Origin of the sequence: Methylobacterium frigidaeris (assembly GCF_022179185.1) — a bacterium.
Lineage (GTDB): Bacteria > Pseudomonadota > Alphaproteobacteria > Rhizobiales > Beijerinckiaceae > Methylobacterium > Methylobacterium frigidaeris.
Genome location: NZ_BPQJ01000038.1, coordinates 12,957 through 35,662, shown reverse-complemented (window position 1 = coordinate 35,662; position 22,706 = coordinate 12,957). Strand labels below are relative to the sequence as shown.

Below are 22,706 nucleotides of genomic sequence, written 5' to 3'. Positions count from 1 at the left end.
GTGCCTGGAAAACAGATTTGCGCCCGCCTGTCCCAGCGGGCCGCCCGTGCGACGGACGCGGAGCCGGCTTCTCAACTCGGGCATGCACAACCGAACATACAACCGACCTCACGGTCGAGGCTCCGGCCAGTTGACGCAGGGCGCCTTCGCGGGGCAACACCGCCGCGCCGACGCGGACGACGAGGCGTCGGCGGACCGGAGTCCCGCATGTCTCACCCCGTCTCGCCGCTCGCGCCCAAGCACCAGCCCGCCCTGCCGCCGATCGCCGGCGTGCGCCTCGCCACCGCGCAGGCCGGCATCCGCTATCGCGGCCGCACCGACGTGCTGCTGGTCCTGCTCGACCCCGGCACCCGGGCCGCCGGCGTCTTCACCCGCTCGAAATGCCCCTCGGCGGCCGTCGACTGGTGCCGCGAGACCCTGCGCGGCGAAAAGTCGGCCCGGGCGCTCGTGGTCAATTCCGGTAACGCGAACGCCTTCACGGGCCTCAAGGGCCGTGACTCGGTGCGCCTCACCGCCGAGATCGCCGGCAAGGCGGCGGATTGTGCGCCGGGCGAGGTCTTCATCGCCTCGACCGGCGTGATCGGCGAGCCCCTCGACGCCACCAAGTTCGACGGCGTGCTGGCCGAGTGCGCCGGTCGCACCGGCGAGGGCGCCGAGCGCTGGACGGAAGCCGCCAGCGCCATCATGACCACCGACACCTTCCCGAAGCTCGCCACCCGCCGGGTGCGGCTCGGCGGGGTCGACGTGACGATCAACGGCATCGCCAAGGGCGCCGGCATGATCGCCCCCGACATGGCGACGATGCTCTCCTTCGTGTTCACCGATGCCGACCTGCCGGCGGAGGTGCTGCAGGCGCTGCTCACTCGCGGCGTGGCGAAGAGCTTCAATTGCTGCACCGTCGACGGCGATACCTCGACCTCCGACACCCTGATGCTGTTCGCCACCGCCAAGGCCGGCAACGCTCCGGTTACGTCGGCCGAGGATCCGGGCCTCGCCGCGTTCGCGGAAGGACTCGACGACCTCCTGATCGAGCTCGCCCAGCTGGTGGCCCGCGACGGCGAGGGCGCGCGCAAGTTCGTCACCGTCGAGGTCGGCGGTGCGACCGACGACGCCTCCGCCCACCGGATCGCGATGTCGATCGCCAACTCGCCGCTGGTGAAGACTGCGGTGGCGGGCGAGGACGCCAATTGGGGCCGGGTGGTGATGGCGGTCGGCAAGGCCGGCGAGCCGGCCGACCGCGACCGGCTGGCGATCTGGTTCGGCGACGTGCGCGTCGCCGTCGAGGGCGCCCGCGATGCCGGCTACGACGAGGAGGCGGCGTCCGCGGCGATGCGCGGCGACGAGGTTACCATCCGGGTCGATCTCGGCCTCGGCGCCGGCACCGCCCGGGTCTGGACTTGCGATCTCACCAAGGCGTACGTCGAGATCAACGGGGATTACCGCTCGTGAGGGCGGCCCCCTTCCTCCTGGCGCTCGTCCTGGCGGGGCCCGCTCTCGCCGACGAGCCCCCCGGACGGATCAGCGTCATCGGCCGGGCGAGCCGGGAGGTGCCGCCGGACTTCGCCACCGTGGAGGTCGCGGTGGAGAGCCGCGGCCCCAACCCGGCGGCGGCCCTCGACCAGAACTCGACGGCGGCCCGCAAGGTGGTGGAGCTCGCCGGCGAGTTCGGCATCGCGGGTCCCGACATCGCCACGGCGGCCGTGTCCCTGCGCCCCGCCAGCAAGACGGTGCGCGACCCCGGCGGGCAGATGCGGGACGTGCCCGACGGTTACCAGGCCACCAACGCCGTTTCGGTGCGGGTGCGCGACCTCAAGCGCCTCGGTGCCCTGATGCGCCGCCTGCTCGATGGCGGGGCCGACCGGATCGGCGGCGTCGCCTTCGGGCTGTCGGATCCCGGCCAGACGGAGAACGCCGTCCGGGCCGACGCGGTGCGGGACGCGCGGCGCCAGGCCGAGACCCTGGCCGAAGCGGCCGGCACCCGCCTCGGCCGCCTCGAGAGCATCGTCTCGCCGCCGCGGGAAAATGCGCCGGCACCGATGCACGCTCGCGCCTTCGCCGCCAAGGCGGCGCCCGGCGGCGTCGCCGTCCCGATCGAGCCCGGCACCCTCGCGGTCGAGGCCGCCGTCGAGGTCACGTATCAGGTCGCGCCCTGACGGGCGCGACTTCCCCCCTCAGGCGAGCCGCCCCGCATGACCGAACCCCTCAAGCTCCTCCTCGTGGTGGCGGTCGCCCTCGTCGACCCGGACGGGCGCGTGCTCCTGGCGCAGCGCCCGCCCGGCAAGCAGCTCGCCGGCCTGTGGGAGTTCCCGGGCGGCAAGATCGAGCCCGGCGAGCGCCCGGAGGAGACGCTGATCCGCGAACTCGCGGAAGAGCTCGGCATCGCCGTGAAGGCAGACTGCCTGGCGCCTCTCAGCTTCGCCAGCCACGCCTACGAGACCTTCCACCTCCTGATGCCGCTCTATGTCTGCCGGCGCTGGGACGGATTCGTGCAGTCGCGGGAGGGGCAGGCGCTCAAATGGGTGCGCCCGCGCGACCTCGCGAGCTACCCGATGCCTCCGGCCGACCTGCCGCTGCTGCCGGCGATCGTCGATCTGCTCGGGCCGTGATGCTCAATCCGTGAATTCCTCGATCGCGTCGACCTTGTTCGGGTAGAATGCCAGATATCCGGCGATCGCCGATACCGCCGGGAACGGCGCCTCGTAGGTCCACACCGCGTTCGCCCGCTCGACCCCGCCGGCCGTGAGCGAGTAGTAGCTCGCATCGCCCTTGTGCGGGCAGTGCGTGCGGTGCTCGGTGCGGTCGAAGAGATCCATCTCGGCATCCTCCCGCGGGATGTACTGCACCGGCGGCAGGCCGCCCTCGCGCAAGGTGAGCGCCCGGGTGGTCTCGGCGACGATCGTGCCGCCGAGCATCACGCGGATGCGGTGCGGGTTCGGCGTGATCGTGATCGGATGATCGGTCATGACGGCTCCTTGCGTTCGACGGTGCCGAGGGCGTCGGCCAGCCGCGCCTGGGCACTGCCCGGGCGCAACGGCTTCTGCTGGCTCTCGTGCGGCACCCAGCCCGAGAGCCAGATCAGCTCGAAGGTCGCGCGCAGGCGCCCGTCCGGATCGGCGAAGCGCTCGGCATAGAGGCTGGCGGCGCGCATCAGGGTCTCGCGGCGCAAGGTCCCGCGGCGCTCCCGCAGGGCGTTGGTGAGCCCCATGGCACGCAGGTCGCGCATCAGCCCGAACGGGTCGCCGTAGCGGACCGTCAGGGTCTCGACATCGGTGACCGGCAGGGCAAAACCGGCACGCTGGAGCAGCCCGCCGAGGTCGCGCACCTCCGCGAAGGGGGCGACCCGCGGGCTCACCCCGCCCTCGACCTCGCTCTCGGCCTGGGTAAGGACCTGGCGCAGCTCCGTCAGCGTGCGCCCGCCGAGCAGGCAGCCGACGAACAGCCCGTCGGGCTTCAGCGCCCGGCGGACCTGGACCAGGGCGCCCGGCAGGTCGTTGGCGTGCTGGAGCGCGAGCAGCGACACCGCGAGGTCGAAGCTGCGATCCGCGAAGGGCAGCGCCTCCGGGTCGCCGACCGCGACCGCGAGGCCGGGACTGGCCGGCTCGGGCACCGGGGCGAGGCGCGTGACGGCGCCGGCCCGGCCGCTCAGCCGAAGCCAGGTCGCCGCCGCCGGCACCGGGGTGGCGAAGTCGAGGGCGCGCGGAAACTTCCGCAGCACCGCGCCGAGGCGGTCCGACAGGTCGTCGACCGCCCGCGCGACCAGGAAATCGGCGAAGCCGGTGCGGCGGGCGCGCGCGAGGCGCTGGCGGATGAGGGCGGAGTCGAACAGGAGCGGCGAGGACATCGCCCGCTAGATGGCGCGGGTCTGTACCCGGCGCCAGGGCCTCACGCCTCGCGCGGACCTGAAACACCCCCGCGACGATCACACCTTGCCGAATCGTTCAGCGAATCGCGGTAAAGGTGCACCCGTGACCCGCATCGCACTCCCCCTCCTCCTCGCCCTGACCCTCGCCGCCCCGGCTTTTGCCGCTCCGGCGGCGCCCGCGCCGGCCGGCCCCGCCGAGAGCAAGGAAGAAACCGTCGAGCAGGCCCTGTGCCGGCTGATCGAGGGGGCGGCCAAGTCCAAGGGGCTGCCGGTCGCCTTCCTGACCCGCCTGATCTGGCGCGAGAGCAGCTTCCGGCCCGGCGTGGTCAGTCGCGCCGGCGCCCAGGGCGTGGCGCAGTTCATGCCCGGCACGGCGCAGGAGCGCGGCCTCGCCGATCCGTTCGATCCCGAGCAGGCCATCCCGGCGGCGGCGCGGTTCCTGATCGACCTGCGCGGGCGCTTCGGCAATCTCGGCCTCGCAGCGGCGGCCTATAACGGCGGGCCAGGCCGCGTCTCGGCCTGGCTCGCCGGCACCGGCGGCCTGCCGGCCGAGACGCGCGCCTACGTCGCGGCGATCACCGGGCGCAGTGCCGAGGACTGGGCCGCCGCCGCCAAGGAGGACCCGCGCACCGACCTCTCCGAGCCCGAGGGCACCCGCTGCCTGCAGGTCACGGCCGCCTTGCGCATCCGCGGCCGCACCGAGACGTTCTTCGCCGAGACTGCGGCGGCGCTCGCGCCCTGGGGCGTCCAGCTCGCCGGCAACTTCTCGAAGTCGATCGCGCTGGCGAGCTTCGGCCGAGCCCGCGACCGCTACGCCGCGATCCTCGGCGACGTGCGCCCGATGATCATCGGCACGCGGCTGCGCCACCGCGGCACCCGGGCCTTCTACCGCATCCGCGTGCCCTCCGAGACCCGCGCCAGCGCCGAGGCCCTGTGCGGCCGCATCCGCGGCGTCGGCGGCGCCTGCATCGTGCTGAAAACCTGAGGTTGGCGCCACGTCACCCAAATGGGTGATGACAGGGGGGACCGCCCCTGTTTCGTTCACAAGGCGACATCGGTCGCGTGGCGGGCGAGCAGGGAGGGAAGCCCCATGAAGTTCGGCGATGGCGTACCCCGGTGGGCGCGGAGACGGGTCGAGCGGCATCTTGCACGTCACAGCGACGGCAAGGTGGTGCGCTGGATGTCGTTCGCGATGGGGAATCAGCGGGTTCGCGCCGAAGCGGGGCCGACCGCGACCACCGGAAACGTCCTCCCCTTCATCCGCCGGGCCCCGGTGGCGGAGCCCGGCGGCGGCGCGTCGGTGCTCGACGCGACGGGATCGTGACTCTCACCTAGAGTAACAGAGAGCCGGGGCCAGGGGCGCCGGCTCTCCTCGACGCCTGCGGCCTCAGGGTCGCGGATCTCGGCCGATCTGGTCCTGACCGATCTGGGCCAGCAGCGCGGCGAACCACGGCGCCGTCGGATCGAAGGCCTTTCCGCCGCGGATGCGCGGGAACTCGATCGCGCGCAGGCGGCCGCCCTGGTCCTCGTCGTGGCCGATCACGCCGGAGACGCCCTTCAGGCCACACTCGACCGCGAGGTCGACCATGCCCTGGATCAGCCGCAGGTCGTCCGGGTTCGGCGCGGCCGAGCGGCCGAAATGGCCCGACTTCAGCACCAGGGTCTTCTCCGCCCCGATCATCGGCGCGAAGCGATCGGCGAACCACTTGCCGACATTGACCGTGTCGATCTTGACGTGGCCGAACGGATCGCGGCCCAGCACCTCGCCGCGCCCCTCGATCTCGGCCACGATCTCGTCGAGGCCGGCGCCCTCGCTCAGGAAGATCGTGACGCAGTCCTTGGCGTCGAGCCGCTCCTTAAGCCGCGCGGCCTCGCGCTCGATGTCGAGGGGCATCTCCGGCAGGTAGACCGCGTCCACCTCCTTGTGCGCCCGGTCGAGCCCGAATTCCGGCAGGAAGGCGGTGCGGTCCAGGCGCTCGCGATAGGCCCGGGCCGTCGCGGCGGTGAGCCAGCCGCATTTGCGGCCCATGATCTCGTGGACGATCAGCATGCGCGGGTTGGCGCTCTGCTCGTTGACGATGTTCTCGGCGAAGATCGCCCCCTGCTCCGCCGCCGTCCAGGCGCCCAGCGTCTGGCGGATCGGTACCACGTCGTTGTCGATGGTCTTCGGCAGGCCGACCACCGTCAGGTGGTAGCCGTTCGCCTCGAGATAGGCCGCGAGATCGGCCGCCGTGGTGTTGGTGTCGTCGCCGCCGATCGTGTGCAGGATCGTGACCTGATCGCGGGCGAGCTGCTCGGCCGCCACCTTGAGCGGATCCTGGCCCTCCTTGACGAGGCCGCGCTTCACGCAATCCTTGACGTTGGTGAGCTTGATCCGGCTGTTGCCGAGGGGCGAGCCGCCGTGGCGCAGGAGCACATCGGCCTTTGCCCGCACCTGCGGAGTGACGGGCAGGTGGTCGCCCAGGAGCAGGCCCTTGTAGCCGCTGCGATAGCCGATGATCTCGGCTTCGGGCGCGAGGTCGGTGTAGCGGGCGATCAGCCCGCCGACCGCGGCCGACAGGCAGGGGGCGAGGCCGCCGGCGGTGAGCATGGCGATCTTCTGGGTGGGCATGGTGGGCTCCGCTTGACGACGCGAGGCCCACATTGGGCCACTGAGCCCGTCGGTCCAGTCCCGAACGCTCAATCCTTGTCGAGGCTGAGGTCCGGCGCCTCGGGATTCTTCATGCCGACGACGTGGTAGCCGGCATCGACGTGCAGGATCTCGCCGGTCATGCCGCGGGACATGTCGGAGATCAGGTAGGCGGCGGTCTCGCCGACCTCGTCGATGGTCACCGTGCGCCGCAAGGGAGCGTTGTACTCGTTCCACTTCAGGATGTAGCGGAAATCGCCGATGCCGGAGGCGGCGAGCGTCTTGATCGGGCCGGCCGAGATCGCGTTGACGCGGATCTTCTGCGGCCCGAGATCGGCCGCGAGGTAGCGCACCGAGGCTTCCAGGGCCGCCTTGGCGACGCCCATCACGTTGTAGTGCGGCATCCACTTCTCGGCGCCGTAATAGGTCAGCGTGAGCAGCGAGCCACCGTTGCGCATCAGCTTCTCGGCGCGCTGCGCGACCGCCGTGAACGAGTAGCAGGAGATCAACAGCGACTTCGTGAAGTTCGCCTCGCTCGTCTCCAGATAGCGGCCCGTCAGCTCGTCCTTGTCCGAGAAGGCGATGCAGTGGACGACGAAGTCGATCCCGTCGGGGAAGTGCCGGCCGGTGGCCTCGAAGGCCGCGTCGATCGAGGCCGGGTCGGTGACGTCGCAATGGCCGACGACGACGGCATCGAGTTCGCGGGCGAGCGGCTCGACGCGCTTCCTCAGGGCCTCGCCCTGATAGGTGAAGGCCAGCTCCGCGCCGTGCTGGCGCGCGCTGCGGGCGATACCCCAGGCGATCGAGCGGTTGTTGGCGACGCCGAGCACGAGGCCGCGCTTGCCGGCGAGAAGTCCGGCCTTGGGGGATGCGGCCTGCCCGTCATCCTGTACCTGTGCCCGGTTCGAGTCAGCCAGGTTCGAGTCAGCCATGAGTCACCCAAAGAACAGCCGCCACGGGAGGCCGGTGGCGGCCGGGTGGACCCGGCCGTGCATGGCTCCCCAGCGGCTTCCTTAACCGACGCCCGCGGGCGACGGAAGTGCGCCGGCTCCGGTAAAGCCGCGGACGCCCGCGGGCTCAGCTCGTCGCGGTTGCGGCCCGGCGCTTGCGGGCGAACTCGGTCAGGGCCTCGTCGGCATTGGCCGGGAGGGTGACCGCGATGGTGGCCATCAGGTCGCCGCGGGTGCCGTCCTTCTTCGGCAGGCCCTTGCCGCGCAGGCGGAAGACACGGCCCGAGCTGGTCATGGCGGGAATCTTCATCTCGACGGCGCCGGTCAGGGTCTGGACCCGGATCGGTCCGCCCAGGATCGCGTCCTCGAGCGGAACCTCGGCGGTGGTGCGCAGGTCCGAGCCCTCGATCTGGAAGCGGGAATCGGCAGCGAACCGGATGGTGAGCAGCGCGTCGCCCGGATCGGCGCCGTGGGCGCCCGGATAGCCGAGGCCGCGCAGGCGAATCACCTGCCCGTCGACCACGCCCTTGGGCACCACCACGTCGACCTCGCGACCGCTCGGGAGGTTGAGGCGCAACTTGGCCTCGCCCGCGACCTGGTCGAGGGTGACGGTCAGCTCGGCCGCGACGTCCTCGCCCTTCTGGGGTGCGGCGCGCCCGGGCCCGCCGGCGGAGCGGAACGCCTCGCCGAACAGGTGCGAGAAGATGTCCTCGCCGAACCCACCGGCACCCGCGCCGCCGGCCCCGCCGCGGCCGCGGGCCATCGACTCGAAGTCGAACCCGGCCCCGCCGCCACGACCGGCGCCGCCGCCGAAGCCCTCGAAGCCGGTGAAGCGGGGCTTGCCCTCGCCGTCGATGGCGCCGCGGTCGAACTGCTCGCGCTTCTTGGCGTCGCCCAGGATCTCGTAGGCCTGGTTGACCTCGGCGAAGCGGTCCTGCGCCTTGGCGTCGTTCTTGTTGCGATCGGGGTGGTAGGCCTTGGCGAGCTTGCGGAAAGCCTTCTTGATCTCCGCCTCGTCGGCCGAGCGGCTCACGCCGAGTACGTCGTATGGGTTGCGCATGGCGATCCGATGGCGATTCGAGCGGCACCGGCCCCGGGGCTTGACCGCCCGGGGCCACGCCGCCGAGTGAAAGAGGTGAGCCCTATCTGGCGACCGTGTTGCCGGATTGCAACGCAGGCGGCGCAGGAAGCGGCCAGGTTACGTCACTTCCCGCGGCGGCGCCAATTCCTCCGGAGCCGCCCGGCTCAGCTCGGCTTCGTCGTCGCCTTCAGGCTCTTCAGCTCCCAGGCGCCACCCGAGGGGCGGCAGCCGGTGCCGCGCACGAAGCGGTTGCCGCCGGGCCCGATCACCGAAGCCAGGAAGCCGCGGCAGATCTCGTCGTTCTTCACGAAGGGCAAACCGGTCGGGTTGACCATGCCGCGCATGCCCGAGTCCGGATTGTCCCACTTCACCGGCTGGCCGTTGCCCTGGGGATCCAGGGCCACGGAGAGCGCTGCCTTCGCCCGGCGCCAATCCTCGCCGGAGAGGTCCGGGCCGAAGCTCTTCGGCGCCGCAGGCTCGATGCTGCCGGTGCTCTCCGGCTCCGGCGGCGCCGTATCGACCTGAGGCGCGAACATGATGAGCGGCTGACTGCAGCCGCCGATCGCCAGGACGCTGCCCAAGGCGCTCGCCGCAACGACGAGCCCGAGCGTCACCGAACCGACTTTACACGCACCGCGACGCATTACACCTGTTCTCACGACCGGACGGTCCGCCGCGACGCATGAGGATGCGATGCCGGCCCGCCCCCGGTTCCGGTTGTCACATTGGCGCTCAAGCCACTTGGGTAAGGACGATGCCGTGGACGGGTTAACGAAAAGTGATTTTACCCTGAACCCGGATCCCTGGGGACTGTTCCGGCAATGGTTTGCCGAGGCGCAGGCCTCGGAGCCGGAGGATCCGAACGCCATGGCGCTCGCCACCTGCGACGCCGACGGGCTGCCGGACGTGCGCATCGTGCTCCTGAAGGATGCCGACGAACGCGGATTCGTGTTCTACACCAACACCCTCTCGACGAAGGGGCTGGAGCTCTCGGCCAACCCGCGCGCCGCCCTCGTTCTGCACTGGAAGAGCCTGCGCCGCCAGGTGCGGGCCCGCGGCACGGTGACGAAGGTCGAGGATGCGGAGGCCGACGCCTATTTCGCCACCCGCGCCCGCGACAGCCGTCTCGGCGCCTGGGCGAGCCGCCAGTCGCAACCCCTCGACAGCCGCGAGACCCTGATGCGGGCGGTGGAGGACGTGGGCCAACGCTTTCCCGGCGAGAGCGTGCCGCGCCCTCCCCACTGGACAGGCTACCGCATCGCCCCGGTGACGATGGAGTTCTGGCAGGACGGCGCGTACCGCCTGCACGACCGGGTGCGCTTCACCCGCCGGGGCGGTGCTTGGGAGAGCAACCGCCTCTATCCTTGAAGCCTTGCCTTAAAGCCTTGCCCTGACTCCCGATCCGGGCAAGCTTTGCTGCGGCGCGGCGAGCCCTGGATTTCCGGGACATGGAGCCCTACCCTGAGGCTCTTCGCGCCGCGCAGCCCACCGCCGGCGCCCCGCACCGGACATCCCGAGGAACGGCCGTGGCCCAACCGTCGAACGAACGCCGCCGCGTGATGCTGCTCACCGGCGCGAGCCGGGGCATCGGCCATGCCACCGTCAAGCGCTTCTCGGCGGCGGGCTGGCGCGTCATCACCTGCTCCCGCCACGCCTTCCCGGAGAATTGCCCGTGGGAGATGGGGCCGGAGGACCATCTGCAGGTCGACCTCGCCGACCCCGAGGACACGGTCCGCGCCGTCAAGGAGGTGGCCGGGCGGCTCGAGGCCGAGGGCGGGCTGCTGCACGCCCTCGTCAACAACGCGGGCATCTCGCCGAAAGGGGCCGGAGGGGCGCGGTTAGGGGCGATCGATACCCCGTTCTCCGACTGGCAGCGGGTCTTCCAGGTCAATTTCTTCGCCCCCATCCTGCTCGCCCGCGGGCTGTGCGAGGAGCTGACACGGGCCCGCGGCTCGATCGTCAACGTGACGTCGATCGCGGGGTCCCGCGTCCATCCCTTCGCGGGAGCGGCCTACGCCACCTCGAAGGCGGCGCTCGCCGGCCTGACCCGCGAGATGGCCTCCGATTTCGGGCCCCTGGGCGTGCGGGTGAACGCGATCTCGCCGGGCGAGATCGACACCTCGATCCTGTCGCCCGGCACCGACAAGCTGGTGGCGCAGATCCCGCAGCGGCGCCTCGGCACGCCGGACGAGGTCGCCAAGGCGATCTATTTCCTGTGCACCGAGGCCTCGTCCTACGTGAACGGCGCCGAACTGCACATCAACGGCGGCCAGCATGTCTGAGCGGCGGCCGCTCGCGGTTGCGCTCGCCTGCGGCTGCCTTGCCGCCCTGCTGCCAGCGGTGCCCGCCGCCGCCGAGCCGCGCGTCACGCTCCTCGACCTACCGTTCCGGGTGACGCAGCTGCGCGATCAGGCCAGCGAGGCGGCGCTCGCCGTCACGACCGCCGGGCTGCCCCAGCTGCCGCGCAAAGCCGGCCCGGTCGCCGTGGTGTGGGGCGAGGGCGGTGCGGCCGTCCTGACGCTGTCGGGCGACCGGGTCGCGGCCGTCCCCCTCCCGCTCGACGCGATCGAGGGCCTGACCGCTGGCGAGACGCCGAAAGGCGCGCTGCCGGGAACGCGCCGGGTATTGGCGGGGCCGGTCAGCGCCTACCTGTCGGGGCCGAGCCGCGCGCCGGACGGGCGCCCGGGCGCCGCCGGCGTGACGGTCCGCGAGCGCCAGAAGGTGACGATGAGCGCCGACCCCAAGCCCGTGCCGGTGGCGACCGCGACGGTGCCGCCGGGGGCCGGCGCGGTCTTCTCCGCCGACACACTGCGGCCGGTCGAGATCGACGGGTCGCTCAACCTGCTCGCGCTCGGCGAGCACCCGGAGGGCACGGGCCTCGCCGTGATCGGGCGTCAGGACGGCGCCTGGCGGGTGCGGGCCGAGACTCCGCCCGAGCCGGGTCCCCTGGCCCTCGCGGCCGACCTTCCGGGCCAGGCGCCGGGGGCCGTGCTGGTGCGCGGCGAGGAGGGCCGGCTCGAACACTGGAGCCTCGCGGGGGGTAAGCCGGCCCGGCAGGCGCAGGGCGCCAGGAGTGCCGACGGCAAGGGCTTCTCCGCTCCCGGTGCCGTCCTCGGGGGCGAGGTGGTGGTGGCATCCCGCGACCGTGCCGCCCTCGCCTACGTCTCGCTGAAGGACCTGACCGAGCGGACGCGCGCGACCTTGCCGGCGCCGATCGGACCCGGCCTCGCGGTGCTCGGCAACCAGGTCGTGGCGGCTCTGGCCGACGGGCGGCTCGCCGTTCTGCAGGACGGGGATGCGCGGCCTTGAGCGCGGATGCCGAGGACCTGGCCTGGCGCCGACGCTACCCCCTTCGCCCGTTCATCGCCGCCTCCGCGGCGGTGGTGCGCGATGGCCGGGTGCTGCTCGCCGCCCGCGGCCAGGCGCCGATGCGCGGGATCTACACTCTGCCGGGCGGCCAGGTCGAGGTCGGCGAGACGCTGGCCGAAGCGGCCCTGCGCGAATTGCACGAGGAGGTCGGGGTAGTGGCCGAAGTGGTTGCGGGCCTGGATCCCCTCGAGGTGATCGAGCGCGATGCCGACGGCGCAGTGCTGCACCACTTCGTGATCCATCCCCACGCGGCGCGCTGGCGTTCCGGCGAGCCGACGACCGGGCCGGAAGCCCTCGATCTGCGCTGGGTGACGCCGGCGGAGGCGCGCGACCTGCCGACAACCAAGGGGCTGCATGGGGTGATCGCGCAGGCGCTCGCGGCGGTCGGGGAAGAAGTAGCAGGGGACTTGGCAGGGGACTTGGCAGGGGACTTGGCGAGGAACTTCGCAAGGAACTTGGCAGGAGGCACGACATGAGGCGCGCCGTCATCCTGGCCGCCTGCCTCGTCGCGGCGGCCCCGGCTCTGGCCCAGAACCGCCCGAAACCTGCGCCTAAACCGCCCGAGAAGGAGGCCCCCGCCCCGCCCCCGCCGGCCGACACGCCGGCGCCCTACGACCGCGACCTTCTGCGCCTGTCCGAGATCATCGGCTCGCTGAGCTTCCTGCGTGAGTTGTGCGGTAATCCCGACGCACCGGAATGGCCCGCCCGGATGAAGGCCCTGCTCGATGCCGAGGGCACCAGCCCGGGCCGGCGCGACCGCCTCGCGGGGGCCTATAACCGCGGCTATGGCGGCTATGCCGTGACCTACCGGGTCTGCACGCCCTCGGCGGTCGAGGCCGCCACCCGCTACATTGCGGAGGGCGAGCGCCTGTCGGTCGCCCTGGCCGGGCGGTTCGGAGGCTGAGCCCCTCTGTTGCAGTTGCGTCACGCTGTGGCGTCCGTGTCGGAGAGGGCGGCATTCTCGTGGCGCCGTTAACCTCTTCGCAATTCCTTGCTGGCTCGCCGCCGGGCAAGGGCCTATGAATCAGGTCATCACACGAGGCCGCTGCGGATCCGAGACCGCCGTTCTCGCCAGAGACCCGATCTCAAGGCTGTCGATGACCGAGTTCGAAACCCACGACCCCGCGCTCGATTCCGACCAGGAGGCGAAGCGCGTCGCCCTGAGCTACGTCTCGGAGGCCTTCGCGGAAGGTTGCCTGGACGGGATCGACGGCGACTGCATGGCCCAAGCCGCCCTGTTCGCGGCCTTCCAGGAGCTGGTCCAGACCTACGGCGAGGAAGCCACCGCTCGCTACGCGGAAGGCTTTCCCGAGCGCATCCGCGGCGGCACCTACACGGTGCGGCCTCAGGCCCGGCATTAACGTCCGGCAGTGAGGCGCGGCATCAACGCTCGCCCGTTCGATCGTTAACGATCGGGACCCGGAGAGCCGCCCCGCGCGTTCGCCGGGCATGACCCTCCCCGATCCCGCCCCCGCCCACGCGGCCCGCCTCTGGCGCCCGCGCCGGGTCATCGTCACCGCGGCGGCGCGGGAGCACGCCCATGGGCGGGCGATCATGGCACGGGCGGAAGCGCTCGGGTTGCCCGTCGAGGCCCTGCCCGGCAACCGCCTCACCGGCCTGCGCCACCCGGACCCGCGCCGGGCCTATATCGAGGCGAAGAACACCCTCGCGGTGTTGGTGGCGCCGCCGACCAAGCTGAAGCTGCAGCCGATCCCGCCGAGCGCCGACTGGCGCATCGACCTCGCCGAGGGCTGCCCGGCCCATTGCCAGTACTGCTACCTCGCGGGTTCGCTCTCCGGCCCCCCGGTGACCCGGGTCTACGCCAACCTGCCGGAGATCCTGGACAACCTCGCGATGTACGTCGGCCAGGGCGGCGTCACCTCGGCGAGCGCGGAGCGCGCGCACGAGGGCACGACCTTCGAGGCATCCTGCTACACCGATCCCCTCGGCATCGAGCATCTGACCGGCTCGCTCTCGGCGGCGATCCGGCATTTCGGCGCATGGGACGCCCCGGTGGCCTTGCGCGCCACCACCAAGTTCGCCGCGGTCGAGCCGCTGCTCGGCCTGGAGCACCGGCGCCGCACCCGGCTGCGCTTCTCGGTCAACGCGGCGGCGGCCGTCCGCTACGAGGGCGGCACCGCCCCCTTGCGCGACCGCCTCGCCGCGATGGGGGCGGTCGCCCGCGCCGGCTACCCGGTCGGACTCACGGTCGCGCCGATCTTAGCCTTGCCGGACTGGCGCGAGGCCTATGCCGACTTGTTCGCCGAGGCCGCGGAGGCGCTCGACGGCGTCAAGGATCTCGACCTCACCGCGGAGCTCATCACCCACCGCTTCACCCCGGGCTCGAAGGAGGTGCTGGCGGGCTGGTATCCGGGCTCCGACCTGCCGATGCGGGAGGACGAGCGCAGCCGCAAGCTCACCAAGTTCGGCTCGGTGAAGTATGTCTTTCCGGCCGAGCTGATGCGGGAGATGCGCCAGCACCTCACACGGGCGCTGGAGCAGCGGCTTCCGGCGGCGCGGGTGCTGTACTGGACGTGAGACCGCCCCGGTTGCGAGTGGGAGGCGGCGGACGAATCGGGCAAACATGCTCGGAGCGCCATCGACCGGAGACCCCGCCATGACCGCCCGCTTCGCCCTGATCGACGTGTTCCACGACGGTGCCTTCACCGGCAATCCGCTCGCGGTGGTGAGCGGGGTCGAGCCGGACACCGCGACGATGCAGGCGATGACGCGGTGGTTCAACCTGTCGGAGACGGTGTTCCTGCTGCCGCCGACCGATTCCAGCGCCGATTACAGGGCGCGCATCTTCACCCTCGCCCACGAACTGCCCTTCGCCGGCCATCCGACCCTCGGCGCCTGCCACGCCTGGCTGGCCTTGGGCGGCACGCCGCGGCGGCCGGGGCGCGTGGTGCAGGAATGCGGCGCAGGCCTGGTGCCGATCCGGCAGGATTCCGGCCGCCTCGCCTTCGCGGCACCGCCGCTCCTGCGCGCGGGCCCGGTGGACGAGGCCACCTTGCGGGAGATCGTGACGGTGCTGCGGATCGACCCTGAGCAAATCGTCGAGGCGCGCTGGGCCGATAACGGCCCGGGCTGGGTCGGGGTGATGCTGGCTTCGGCCGAGGAGGTGCTGGCGGTCGAGCCGATGCGCCGCCACGAGGGCCGGATCGATATCGGACTCGTCGGCGCCCATGCCCCGGGCGCGGAGGTGGCCTGGGAGATCCGCACCCTGTTCAGCGACGGCGCGGGCGCCCTCGTCGAGGATCCGGTGACCGGCAGCTTCAACGCCGCCGTCGCCGGCTGGCTGCGGGAGACCGGCCGCGCCACGGGCCCCTACATCGCCGCGCAAGGAACGCGGCTCGGCCGCCGCGGCCGGATCTTCGTCGATTACGACGGCGCCGACTGGATCGGCGGGCGCACCCTCACGGTGGCGGAGGGAACGATCCCCCTCGACCTCGATTCGCTCGGGTCTCAATTGGCGTAGGTGAAGACCCCGTCGCGCCAGACGTAGAGCACGTAGCCCGGCGCCGTCACGTCGCCCTTCTGGTCGAACCCGACATTGCCGAGCACCAGGGTGAAGCGCTCCGCATGCAGGGTCTCGGCGATGGCCTTCGGGTCGGTGGACTTGGCAAAGTTGCCGGCCTCGACCAGCGCCTGGAGCGCGGCGTAGCCGTAGAGGGTGAAGCCGGCGGGGTCGATCCCATCGGCTTGCAGCGCCTTCACGGCGGCGGCAGCCTCCGGCTTGCGGCGCAGGTCCGGGTTGAAGGTCATCAGCACGCCGTCGCTTGCCGGGCCGGCAAGCGCCCCGAACTCCTTCGTGGCGATGCCGGAGGTGCCGAACCATTGCGGGCGATAGCCCGCCTCGGCCGCCTTGCGCACCAGCTTGCCCATCTCCTGGTAGTGGCCGCCGTAATAGACCACCTCGATCCCCGCCCCCTGCAGGCGCTTGACCAGCGCGGCGTCGTCGGTCTGGCCCGGCACGATGGCGGCGAACAGGGTCTCGTTCTGGCCGATCTTGTTCAGGTTGGCCTTGGTCGACTCGGCGAGGTTCCGCGACAGCGGCGTGTCGTCGTACAGGATCGCGATCTTCTTGTCGCGAAACCGCTCGGCCAGGATGGTGGCCGAGAGCCGGCCCTGATCGTCCTCGCGGCCGGAGACCCGGAAGATGGTGGGCAGGCCGCGATCGGTCAGGCGCGCGGCGTTGGAGGCCGGGCTGATCATCACCGCGCCGGCCGCCGCGTAGACGTCCGAGGCGGCGAGCGAAGCGCTGGAGCAGACATGGCCGATCACCAGCCGCACGCCGGAGCGCACGAAGCGCTCGGCCACCGCCATTGCCTGGCCGGGGTCGCAGGCATCGTCCTGCACGTCGAGCACGATCGGCTCGCCGGCGATGCCGCCGCGGGCATTGGCGTCCCGGACGGCGGCCTGCACGCCCTGGAGCACCTGCTCGCCGATGCCGGCGACCGCGCCGGTGCGCGGGACCGCGACGCCGATGGCCACGTCGGCGCGGGCGGCGCCCGCCCCGTACAGCAGCGCTCCGATCGCCAGCCACAGGGCGGCGACGGCCCTGGTGCGCGTCATCACCGGCGCTCCCGCATGGTTCGAACCACTCCGACCTCCGGCTTCGATCGTCCGGCCGCTTAGCACGGCCGCCGCCCCTCTGTCCGTGCCTGTCTCCGTGCGGACCCGCGAGGGCGCCCGCTCTATCGGGCGCGAGCCCGCAGGGGCGCAAGGGGGGCACGGCGCGTCAGGGTGCTGCGGCGAGCATAGCACGGACGGCACGGCTGGAATGCCCATCCGACGCCGGATATTGACGGAATCATGACCGGACAAGGTCAGGCGCCCGCTCGGGCGCGACCAGGCGAGGGACGATGACGATGACGCAGGCCGACGGGATCCGGGTCGCGGTGCTCGACGATTACCAGGGCGTGGCCGCACAGCTCGCCGAATGGGGCAGCCTCGGCCCGGAGGTCGCGGTGGAATTTTTCCGCGAGCCGATCCCGCGGGCGGAGGCCGCCGCGCGGCTCGCGCCCTACACCGTGCTCTGCCTGATGCGCGAGCGCATGCCCCTCGACGCAGAGCTGATCGCGGCCCTGCCGAACTTGAGGCTCGTGGTGTTCACCGGCGGGCGCAACCCCTCGGTCGATACCGCGGCGCTTGCCGCTCGCGGCATCACCGTCTGCAACACCCGCAACGGCGAGGGCGGCGTCGCCACCGCCGAACTGACTGTCGCGCTGATGCTGGCCTGCGCCCGCAACCTGCCGCGGGAATTCGCCAACATGACGGGCGGGCGCTGGCAGGAAACGCTCGGCGAGGGCCTGGAGGGGCGCACCCTCGGGCTCCTCGGCCTCGGGCGCATCGGGGCCCGCGTGGCGGCAGTCGGCCGGGCGCTCGGCATGCGGGTGACGGCCTGGAGCCCCAACCTGACACCGGAGCGGGCCGAGGCCGGCGGCGCGGCGCTCGTCGCGCGCGAGGCCTTGTTCTCGGAGAGCGACGTCGTCAGCCTGCACATGGTGCTGGCGCCCGCGACCCGCGGCATCGTCGGGGAGGCCGAAATCGCCCGGATGCGCAAGGGCGCGATCCTGATCAACACCTCCCGCGGCCCACTGATCGACGAGGCGGCGCTGGTCGCCGCCCTGCACGAGGGCCGCATCCGGGCAGGGCTCGACGTGTTCGACGGCGAGCCCCTGCCCGCCGACCATCCGTTGCGCGGCGTGCCGAACGCGGTGCTGACGCCGCATCTCGGCTACGTCACCCAGAGCACGTTCCGGATGTTCTACGAGGACACCGTCGAGGCGATCGCGGGCTGGCGCCGGGGGGCGCCGGTGCGGGTGGTGACGCCCTGACGCGATAGGGCGGGCGCGTGGCGCCCGCCCTATCGCCCTTACCGTACGCCGGAATAGACCGAGGCGCCGGCCGAGACCGGTGCCGTGATGGTCGAGAACACGCCGAGCACCTTCTGGACCTCGGTGAAGGGCGCGTTCGAGACGTAGACGAGGTCGCGGTTGCGCATCCGGAAGGCCTGGGAGACGAACAGGCTGTTGGGGTCGCGCATGTTGATCCGGTAGACCACCGGCACGAAGTTCGAGGAGAGCAGCGGGCTGTTGGGGCGGATGCGGCGCACCACCGAGGCCGGCTCGAACCGGAACAGGAACACCCCGGCCGGGTCGGCCTGCAGGTCCGAGAGGCCCCGCGCCTTGGCGAGCGCCTGGGCGAGGGTGATGCCCTCGGCGGCGAACGGGATCTCGGACTGGGCGCCGAGCGCGCCGACGGCCAGGAAGGTCTGGGGATCGCGCACCAGGGTGAGGGTGTCGCCCGGGCGCAGGAAGATGTTCTCGCGGGGATTCGAGACGATCGCGGTGAGCGGCACCGTCGCGGTGGTCGAGCCGCGCGACAGCCGCACGAAGGTCTCGCTCACCGGCGCGCGCACGCCGCCGGCGGAGGCGACCACGTCGAGCAGCCGGTCGCCCTTGGTGGAGAGCGGCAGACGGGCGCCCGCCGTCACCTCGCCGGTCACCGTCACGGCGGTGCTGGTCGGCTGCACCACGGTGACGATCACCTGCGGCTCGATCGCCTTGCCGGCGAGCTCCTGCTCGATCTGGGCCTGCACGTCCTGGACGCGCTTGCCCGCCACCTGGATGCGGCCGGCATACGGCACCGTGATGGCACCGTCGCGGGTGACGATCTGCGGCGGGATGGTGGCCGATTTCGAGCCGGAGGAGAACCGGTCGACCGACAGGGAGCCGGAGAACAGGCCGCCGGTGCTGGCCTCGTAGATGGTCACCGCCACGGTGTCGCCGACGCCGATCACCGGCTCGACGGAGGGACGGCGGTCGCCGAAGGAGGCGAGCAGGCTGTCGAGGGGACGGCCGCGCAGGGCCTCGACCACGGCGGCGTTGACGTCGATGATCTCGTAGCGGGCGAGCAGGCCCTGGTCGGTGGCGACGTCGGCGCCCGACGCGACCGCACTGGCCGTCGGCCCGGCCGCCGGCAGGAAGTTGGAGCAGCCCGAGACCGCGAGCGCGGTGCAGAGGGCGATCGGGAGTGCGCGCATCAGCGAGAGTGCTCGTCCTTACCTTGAGAGTGGTCCGTAGCCGAGTCGAGGGCCCCTGTCCGTGGCCCCTGTGTCACAGTGTTGTCGGGAGCCCTCCCCCGGCGCCGCCTTCCCCGTTAGACACAGGGCCAGGAGAACGGCGCGTGGCCTTCGTCGTGCCGTGGAAGCACGACAAGGGTTACCGAATCGCGGCGTCAGGATGGCGTGACGCGGATGACAGGGCAGCGATGACCACACAGATCGGCTACACGCCGCCCGACGCGGCCGCACGAGGCCAAGGACGAGACTCCCTGCCGGTGCGGCGGCGCCACGTCGTCTACCTGCCGGGCTACGATCCGGAATCGGGCAAGCGCTACCGGGCGCTGTTCGCCCGCGAGTTCTCCCGCTACGCCAAGCGCTTCGACCTCGGCCAACGGTCGATCACCCGGGCCGAGACCCGGCCCGACGGCCTGGTGCAGACCTGGACCGTCGAGACCGGGCATCCCGGCGCCGAGACCCGCACCACCTACGAGGTGCTCCTGTGGGACGACCTCGTGCGGGCGGATTTCCGCCGGCCGCTGATCGCCTCGATGGCACTGCTCACCGCCGGCATCCTGCACAGCCTCGTGACCGGAAAGCTCTTCCGGCTCTACGGCCTGAACTGGAAATACGGCAACGTCATCCTCTATCCCTTCGGCATGACAGTGATCTTGGGCGCGCTCGCGGCCCTCCTCGGCACCGGCGTCGCCCGGCTGCTGGTCGGCTGGCTGCCGAGTCTGGCCGCCGGCGGGATCGGGGCGCTCGCCGGGATCGGCCTCGTTCTCGCCGCCACCCCGCTCCTCGACCGGATCTTCCTGCGCCAGCTCATCAACGACTGGGTGTTCAACTGGCAGCACAGCAACGGCTGGCGCGCCGATTACGAGGCGCGCCTGACGCTGTTCGCCGACCACGTCGCGGGGATCTGCCGGGCGGGCGAGGTCGACGAGGTGCTGATCGTCGGCCATTCCTCGGGCGGCCTCACCGCCGCCGAGGTCGCCGCGCGGGTGCTGGAGCGGGACCTGCCGGAGAGCCCACGCCTCTCGCTCCTGACCCTCGGGGCCGGGCTGCCCCTCGTCACCATCAACCCGCGGGCGCGGCGGGTGCGGGCCGACGTGATGCGCCTCGTCGAGAGCGAAAGGCTGGTCTGGGCCGACTACCAGGCGCCGCAGGACTGGATGAACTTCCCGGGCTTCAACCCCGCCCGCGACCTCGGCGAGACCCCGGCGGGCCCGGTACGCAACCCGCTGATCCGCTCGACGAAGTTTCGCGAGATCATCGTCCCGGACGTGTACCGGCGGATCTCGTTCCGGCCGTTCCGGATGCATTTCCAGTTCCTGATGGCCAACGACCTGCCGGGCGAGTACGACTTCTTCGCCCTGACGCTGGGGCCGCAGGCCCTGCGCGACCGGGTGCTGGCGCCCGAGATCGTTCCGCTGCGGCCCGAGGCCGCTCCCGAGCCGGTGCCGGTGCACAGAGAAATCTGAGGCTGAGATCTGAGGAGACCGTTCCCTTGCCCATCTCCCTCGTGGTCACCGACGTCGACGGCACCCTCGTCACCGGCGACAAGCGGCTGACGGAGCGCGCCACCCGCGCGGTCGCGGCCCTGCGCGAACGTGGCATCGCCTTCACGGTGGCCTCGAGCCGCCCGCCGGTCGGCCTGCGTCCCCTGGTCGACCCGCTCGGGCTCACCCTGCCGATGGGAGCCTTCAACGGCTCGACGGTGGTGCGGCCCGACCTTTCCCTCGTCGACGAGACGTTGATCCCGGAAGGAGCGGCCAGAACCGCCGCAGCCCGCTTCGCCGCCGAGGGCATCGACCTCTGGGTCTTCGCGGAAGGGGCGTGGCTCGTCACCGACCCGACCGGCCCCTATACCGACCTCGAGCGCCGCACCCTACAGGCCGATGCCCGGGTCGTCGACGACCTCACGCCCCACCTCGCCCGCGCGGCCAAGCTCGTCGGCATCTCCCGCGACCACCCGCGCCTCGCCGCCCTCGAGCCTCGCCTCGCGGCCGAGATCGGCGACGGCGCGGCGGTCCACCGCTCGCAGGCCTACTACCTCGACGTCACCCCGCCCCATGTCGACAAGGGCCACTTCGTGGCGCGCATCGCCGGCGAACTGGGCACCCCGCTCGACCGGGTCGCGGTGCTCGGCGACATGGCGAACGACACGGCGATGTTCGCCCGCGCCGGCCTGTCGATCGCGATGGGTAATGCGAGCGACGCGGTGAAGCGGGCGGCGACCCACGTGACCGGGACGAACGAGGCGGAGGGATTCGCGGAGGCGGTCGAGCGGTACGTGCTGGTGTGAAATCCCTCACAGCGCCTGTCCGACGCGCGCGGGACGCGCGCGGCGAGATTAACACTCTCCACGTCATTCCGGGGCCGCGCAGTGGAGCCCGGAGTGACGACGCGAATGAGAAACCACCCGCACGATCAGTCTGCTGAACACCGAGAACAGTCTCTCGGGTTGAGGTCGAGGGTGGAGCAACCGGACAAACCGGAACGCTCCAACCGCAACGCCCCCTTTAATGCAGCTCGACGTGGTAGCGCACCCGCTGAACATCCCCGAGGGGACCGACCAGCTCGACCGCGAACCGGTCGTCATCCGCCGCACCAGGAGGCGCGCTGTAGATGAGCCGGGTCGCCGGGACCTTGCGCTTGTTGCAGGCCGACCGCGGATTCGCGGGGTGGAACCCGGGATATTCCGATCCCTGGTCGATCATGATCTGCCCCTTGCCCGGCGGCTCGATCAGGTTGACGGTCATCGCGCCCATCGAGCGGCAGGTCGGATCGAGGGCGACGAACCACCCGATCTTCTGGGTCTGCCCGGGCTTGACGACTTTCTCGATGGTTGGAATGGGCCGCGGCCAGGCGAACGCGCTCGTCGGCACCAGGCAGAGGAGCGCGGCGCACAAGGCAATCGTGTGATCACGCATCGATCATGTCCCGCGTGCGGATGACGCCGACGGGTGTTTACAATCAGGAAATGCCGCGGAGGCGGCATTCACCTGCAAACGCCCGATGGCGCGGGACATCAGTAGATCTGGTCCCGACCTGCCGCAAGGACAATCGAAGATACGACAGACGACTCCGCGATGCTGGAAGCGACCGAAGCCTCGGCGCAGATGGGGCGCGACGGGTCAGGCCAACGCCGCATCCACCTCCCGCCCCCGCCCCAGGCCCCGCATCAGCTCGGCAAGGTGCGGCCGGACCCGCAGCTGTTCGGCGTGCAGGCGGCGCACCGCCTCGGTGAGGCTGCCGTCGTAGCCCAGCGCCTCGTCCGCGAAGGCGATCAGGCGGGCGTTGGGCCAGGCCTTCTCGCGTAAGGAATGGACCTTGGCGACGACCGCCTGCGCGTCGAGGTCCGGATGGGCCCGGCCGAGGAGCATGGTCATCGCCGCGGTGGAGCGGGAGATGCCGGCGTGGCAGTGGATGAGGAGATGCGTCTTGCGCCGCGCGGTCTCCGCGGCCAGCTCCTCGCCGAAGCGCAGGATCGCCTCGACGTCCCGGCGCTCGGGCAGGATCTGGCCCTCGACCGGCTCGATGATGTCGTGGAAGCGCAGGGTGGTGCGGTGATGCGCGTCGTAGGTGCCGAAGGCCTCGGGCTCGGGCCAGGCCGGGTCGAGGATCGACAGCACGTGGGTGACGCCGCGGGTCGAGTGGTGGCCCAGCTCCTCGAGGCCGCAGACCGTGTGCAGGGAGATCGGTTCGGGCTTCACGGTCGGGTCGCGCTCCGGCGAGGGGCG

Annotated in this window: 26 protein-coding genes; 16 read left to right on the top strand and 10 right to left on the bottom strand. The window is 71.7% G+C overall.

Annotated elements, in window-relative coordinates; translation table 11 throughout:
- The first annotated feature begins 207 nt into the window (after positions 1–207).
- Genes argJ through MFF64_RS27775 form a run of 3 tightly spaced genes read left to right on the top strand, consistent with a single transcriptional unit; the run spans position 208 to position 2,606 of the window.
- Entirely contained in the window at positions 208–1,449 is a 1,242-nt protein-coding gene (gene argJ / locus MFF64_RS27785; protein ID WP_099906963.1) for a bifunctional glutamate N-acetyltransferase/amino-acid acetyltransferase ArgJ, read from the top strand.
- The gene (locus MFF64_RS27780) at positions 1,446–2,153 is read left to right on the top strand and encodes an SIMPL domain-containing protein (protein WP_099906965.1); all 708 of its coding nucleotides are present in this window, start codon (positions 1,446–1,448) and stop codon (positions 2,151–2,153) included. Before argJ ends, MFF64_RS27780 begins: the two co-directional genes overlap by 4 nt.
- A gap of 36 nt (positions 2,154–2,189) precedes the next feature.
- A complete protein-coding gene (locus MFF64_RS27775) occupies positions 2,190–2,606 on the top strand; it encodes a (deoxy)nucleoside triphosphate pyrophosphohydrolase (RefSeq protein WP_238192894.1) in 417 nt (138 codons plus the stop codon).
- 3 nt (positions 2,607–2,609) lie between these two features.
- Here MFF64_RS27775 and MFF64_RS27770 read toward each other — a convergent pair whose 3' ends face one another.
- Together MFF64_RS27770 and MFF64_RS27765 are read right to left on the bottom strand one after the other, a co-directional pair.
- A complete protein-coding gene (locus MFF64_RS27770; RefSeq protein WP_238192893.1) occupies positions 2,610–2,963 on the bottom strand; it encodes a DUF427 domain-containing protein in 354 nt (117 codons plus the stop codon).
- Complete coding sequence (locus tag MFF64_RS27765) at positions 2,960–3,841, bottom strand: methyltransferase domain-containing protein (RefSeq protein WP_099905823.1); 882 nt, start codon at positions 3,839–3,841, stop codon at positions 2,960–2,962. The genes MFF64_RS27770 and MFF64_RS27765 overlap by 4 nt, the downstream gene beginning before the upstream one ends.
- A 124-nt stretch (positions 3,842–3,965) precedes the next feature.
- Here MFF64_RS27765 and MFF64_RS27760 point away from each other — a divergent pair, with 124 nt between their 5' ends.
- Positions 3,966–4,847, top strand: coding sequence for a lytic transglycosylase domain-containing protein (locus MFF64_RS27760; RefSeq protein WP_238192892.1), 882 nt, complete (start codon positions 3,966–3,968; stop codon positions 4,845–4,847).
- Between the two features lie 105 nt (positions 4,848–4,952).
- Positions 4,953–5,186 (top strand): hypothetical protein, encoded by a 234-nt coding sequence (locus MFF64_RS27755; RefSeq protein WP_099905827.1) that lies wholly within the window; start codon positions 4,953–4,955, stop codon positions 5,184–5,186.
- A 63-nt stretch (positions 5,187–5,249) separates the two neighbouring features.
- Here MFF64_RS27755 and MFF64_RS27750 read toward each other — a convergent pair whose 3' ends face one another.
- The 4 genes from MFF64_RS27750 to MFF64_RS27735 all read right to left on the bottom strand — a co-directional run bounded on the left by MFF64_RS27750 (position 5,250) and on the right by MFF64_RS27735 (position 9,136).
- Positions 5,250–6,473: a pyrophosphate--fructose-6-phosphate 1-phosphotransferase gene (locus MFF64_RS27750; protein ID WP_099905829.1), complete on the bottom strand. Its 1,224-nt coding sequence runs from the start codon at positions 6,471–6,473 to the stop codon at positions 5,250–5,252.
- Positions 6,474–6,541: 68 nt separating this feature from the next.
- Positions 6,542–7,408 carry an enoyl-ACP reductase FabI gene (fabI, locus tag MFF64_RS27745; RefSeq protein ID WP_099905835.1) on the bottom strand — a complete coding sequence of 289 codons (867 nt, stop codon included), beginning with the start codon at positions 7,406–7,408 and terminating at the stop codon, positions 6,542–6,544.
- A gap of 160 nt (positions 7,409–7,568) precedes the next feature.
- A complete protein-coding gene (locus MFF64_RS27740) occupies positions 7,569–8,501 on the bottom strand; it encodes a DnaJ C-terminal domain-containing protein (RefSeq protein ID WP_099905831.1) in 933 nt (310 codons plus the stop codon).
- 185 nt (positions 8,502–8,686) lie between these two features.
- A complete protein-coding gene (locus MFF64_RS27735) occupies positions 8,687–9,136 on the bottom strand; it encodes an RT0821/Lpp0805 family surface protein (protein WP_438823101.1) in 450 nt (149 codons plus the stop codon).
- Between the two features lie 145 nt (positions 9,137–9,281).
- On the opposite strand from MFF64_RS27735, the gene pdxH reads away from it, so the two are divergent.
- The 8 genes from pdxH (at position 9,282) to MFF64_RS27695 (ending at position 15,372) form a co-directional block, all read left to right on the top strand.
- Positions 9,282–9,890: a pyridoxamine 5'-phosphate oxidase gene (gene pdxH, locus MFF64_RS27730; RefSeq protein WP_238192891.1), complete on the top strand. Its 609-nt coding sequence runs from the start codon at positions 9,282–9,284 to the stop codon at positions 9,888–9,890.
- Between the two features lie 191 nt (positions 9,891–10,081).
- Positions 10,082–10,804: an SDR family NAD(P)-dependent oxidoreductase gene (locus MFF64_RS27725; RefSeq protein ID WP_099906798.1), complete on the top strand. Its 723-nt coding sequence runs from the start codon at positions 10,082–10,084 to the stop codon at positions 10,802–10,804.
- Positions 10,797–11,831 carry a hypothetical protein gene (locus MFF64_RS27720; RefSeq protein ID WP_099906784.1) on the top strand — a complete coding sequence of 345 codons (1,035 nt, stop codon included), beginning with the start codon at positions 10,797–10,799 and terminating at the stop codon, positions 11,829–11,831. The genes MFF64_RS27725 and MFF64_RS27720 overlap by 8 nt, the downstream gene beginning before the upstream one ends.
- Positions 11,828–12,367: an NUDIX hydrolase gene (locus MFF64_RS27715; protein ID WP_099906786.1), complete on the top strand. Its 540-nt coding sequence runs from the start codon at positions 11,828–11,830 to the stop codon at positions 12,365–12,367. The genes MFF64_RS27720 and MFF64_RS27715 overlap by 4 nt, the downstream gene beginning before the upstream one ends.
- Positions 12,364–12,795: a TIGR02301 family protein gene (locus MFF64_RS27710; protein ID WP_099906788.1), complete on the top strand. Its 432-nt coding sequence runs from the start codon at positions 12,364–12,366 to the stop codon at positions 12,793–12,795. Before MFF64_RS27715 ends, MFF64_RS27710 begins: the two co-directional genes overlap by 4 nt.
- A gap of 193 nt (positions 12,796–12,988) precedes the next feature.
- Positions 12,989–13,252, top strand: coding sequence for a hypothetical protein (locus MFF64_RS27705; protein WP_099906790.1), 264 nt, complete (start codon positions 12,989–12,991; stop codon positions 13,250–13,252).
- An 88-nt stretch (positions 13,253–13,340) separates the two neighbouring features.
- Positions 13,341–14,429 (top strand): SPL family radical SAM protein, encoded by a 1,089-nt coding sequence (locus tag MFF64_RS27700; protein WP_099906792.1) that lies wholly within the window; start codon positions 13,341–13,343, stop codon positions 14,427–14,429.
- A 79-nt stretch (positions 14,430–14,508) separates the two neighbouring features.
- Entirely contained in the window at positions 14,509–15,372 is an 864-nt protein-coding gene (locus MFF64_RS27695) for a PhzF family phenazine biosynthesis protein (protein WP_099906794.1), read from the top strand.
- Here the strand turns inward: MFF64_RS27695 and MFF64_RS27690 are convergent.
- The gene (locus MFF64_RS27690; RefSeq protein ID WP_099906796.1) at positions 15,360–16,469 is read right to left on the bottom strand and encodes a branched-chain amino acid ABC transporter substrate-binding protein; all 1,110 of its coding nucleotides are present in this window, start codon (positions 16,467–16,469) and stop codon (positions 15,360–15,362) included. The two genes, MFF64_RS27695 and MFF64_RS27690, sit on opposite strands and share 13 nt — an antisense overlap.
- A 296-nt stretch (positions 16,470–16,765) precedes the next feature.
- On the opposite strand from MFF64_RS27690, the gene MFF64_RS27685 reads away from it, so the two are divergent.
- Positions 16,766–17,734 carry a D-2-hydroxyacid dehydrogenase family protein gene (locus MFF64_RS27685; RefSeq protein WP_099906800.1) on the top strand — a complete coding sequence of 323 codons (969 nt, stop codon included), beginning with the start codon at positions 16,766–16,768 and terminating at the stop codon, positions 17,732–17,734.
- A gap of 38 nt (positions 17,735–17,772) precedes the next feature.
- On the opposite strand, the gene MFF64_RS27680 is transcribed toward MFF64_RS27685, so the two are convergent.
- A complete protein-coding gene (locus MFF64_RS27680; RefSeq protein ID WP_238192890.1) occupies positions 17,773–18,942 on the bottom strand; it encodes a polysaccharide biosynthesis/export family protein in 1,170 nt (389 codons plus the stop codon).
- 227 nt (positions 18,943–19,169) lie between these two features.
- On the opposite strand from MFF64_RS27680, the gene MFF64_RS27675 reads away from it, so the two are divergent.
- The gene (locus tag MFF64_RS27675; RefSeq protein WP_238192889.1) at positions 19,170–20,444 is read left to right on the top strand and encodes an alpha/beta hydrolase family protein; all 1,275 of its coding nucleotides are present in this window, start codon (positions 19,170–19,172) and stop codon (positions 20,442–20,444) included.
- 26 nt (positions 20,445–20,470) lie between these two features.
- On the top strand, positions 20,471–21,268 hold the full coding sequence (locus tag MFF64_RS27670) for a Cof-type HAD-IIB family hydrolase (RefSeq protein ID WP_238192888.1): 798 nt from the start codon (positions 20,471–20,473) through the stop codon (positions 21,266–21,268).
- 217 nt (positions 21,269–21,485) lie between these two features.
- On the opposite strand, the gene MFF64_RS27665 is transcribed toward MFF64_RS27670, so the two are convergent.
- Together MFF64_RS27665 and MFF64_RS27660 are read right to left on the bottom strand one after the other, a co-directional pair.
- On the bottom strand, positions 21,486–21,896 hold the full coding sequence (locus MFF64_RS27665; protein WP_133123599.1) for a hypothetical protein: 411 nt from the start codon (positions 21,894–21,896) through the stop codon (positions 21,486–21,488).
- 204 nt (positions 21,897–22,100) lie between these two features.
- On the bottom strand, positions 22,101–22,679 hold the full coding sequence (locus tag MFF64_RS27660) for a tyrosine phosphatase family protein (RefSeq protein ID WP_099904864.1): 579 nt from the start codon (positions 22,677–22,679) through the stop codon (positions 22,101–22,103).
- Positions 22,680–22,706 lie beyond the last annotated feature (27 nt).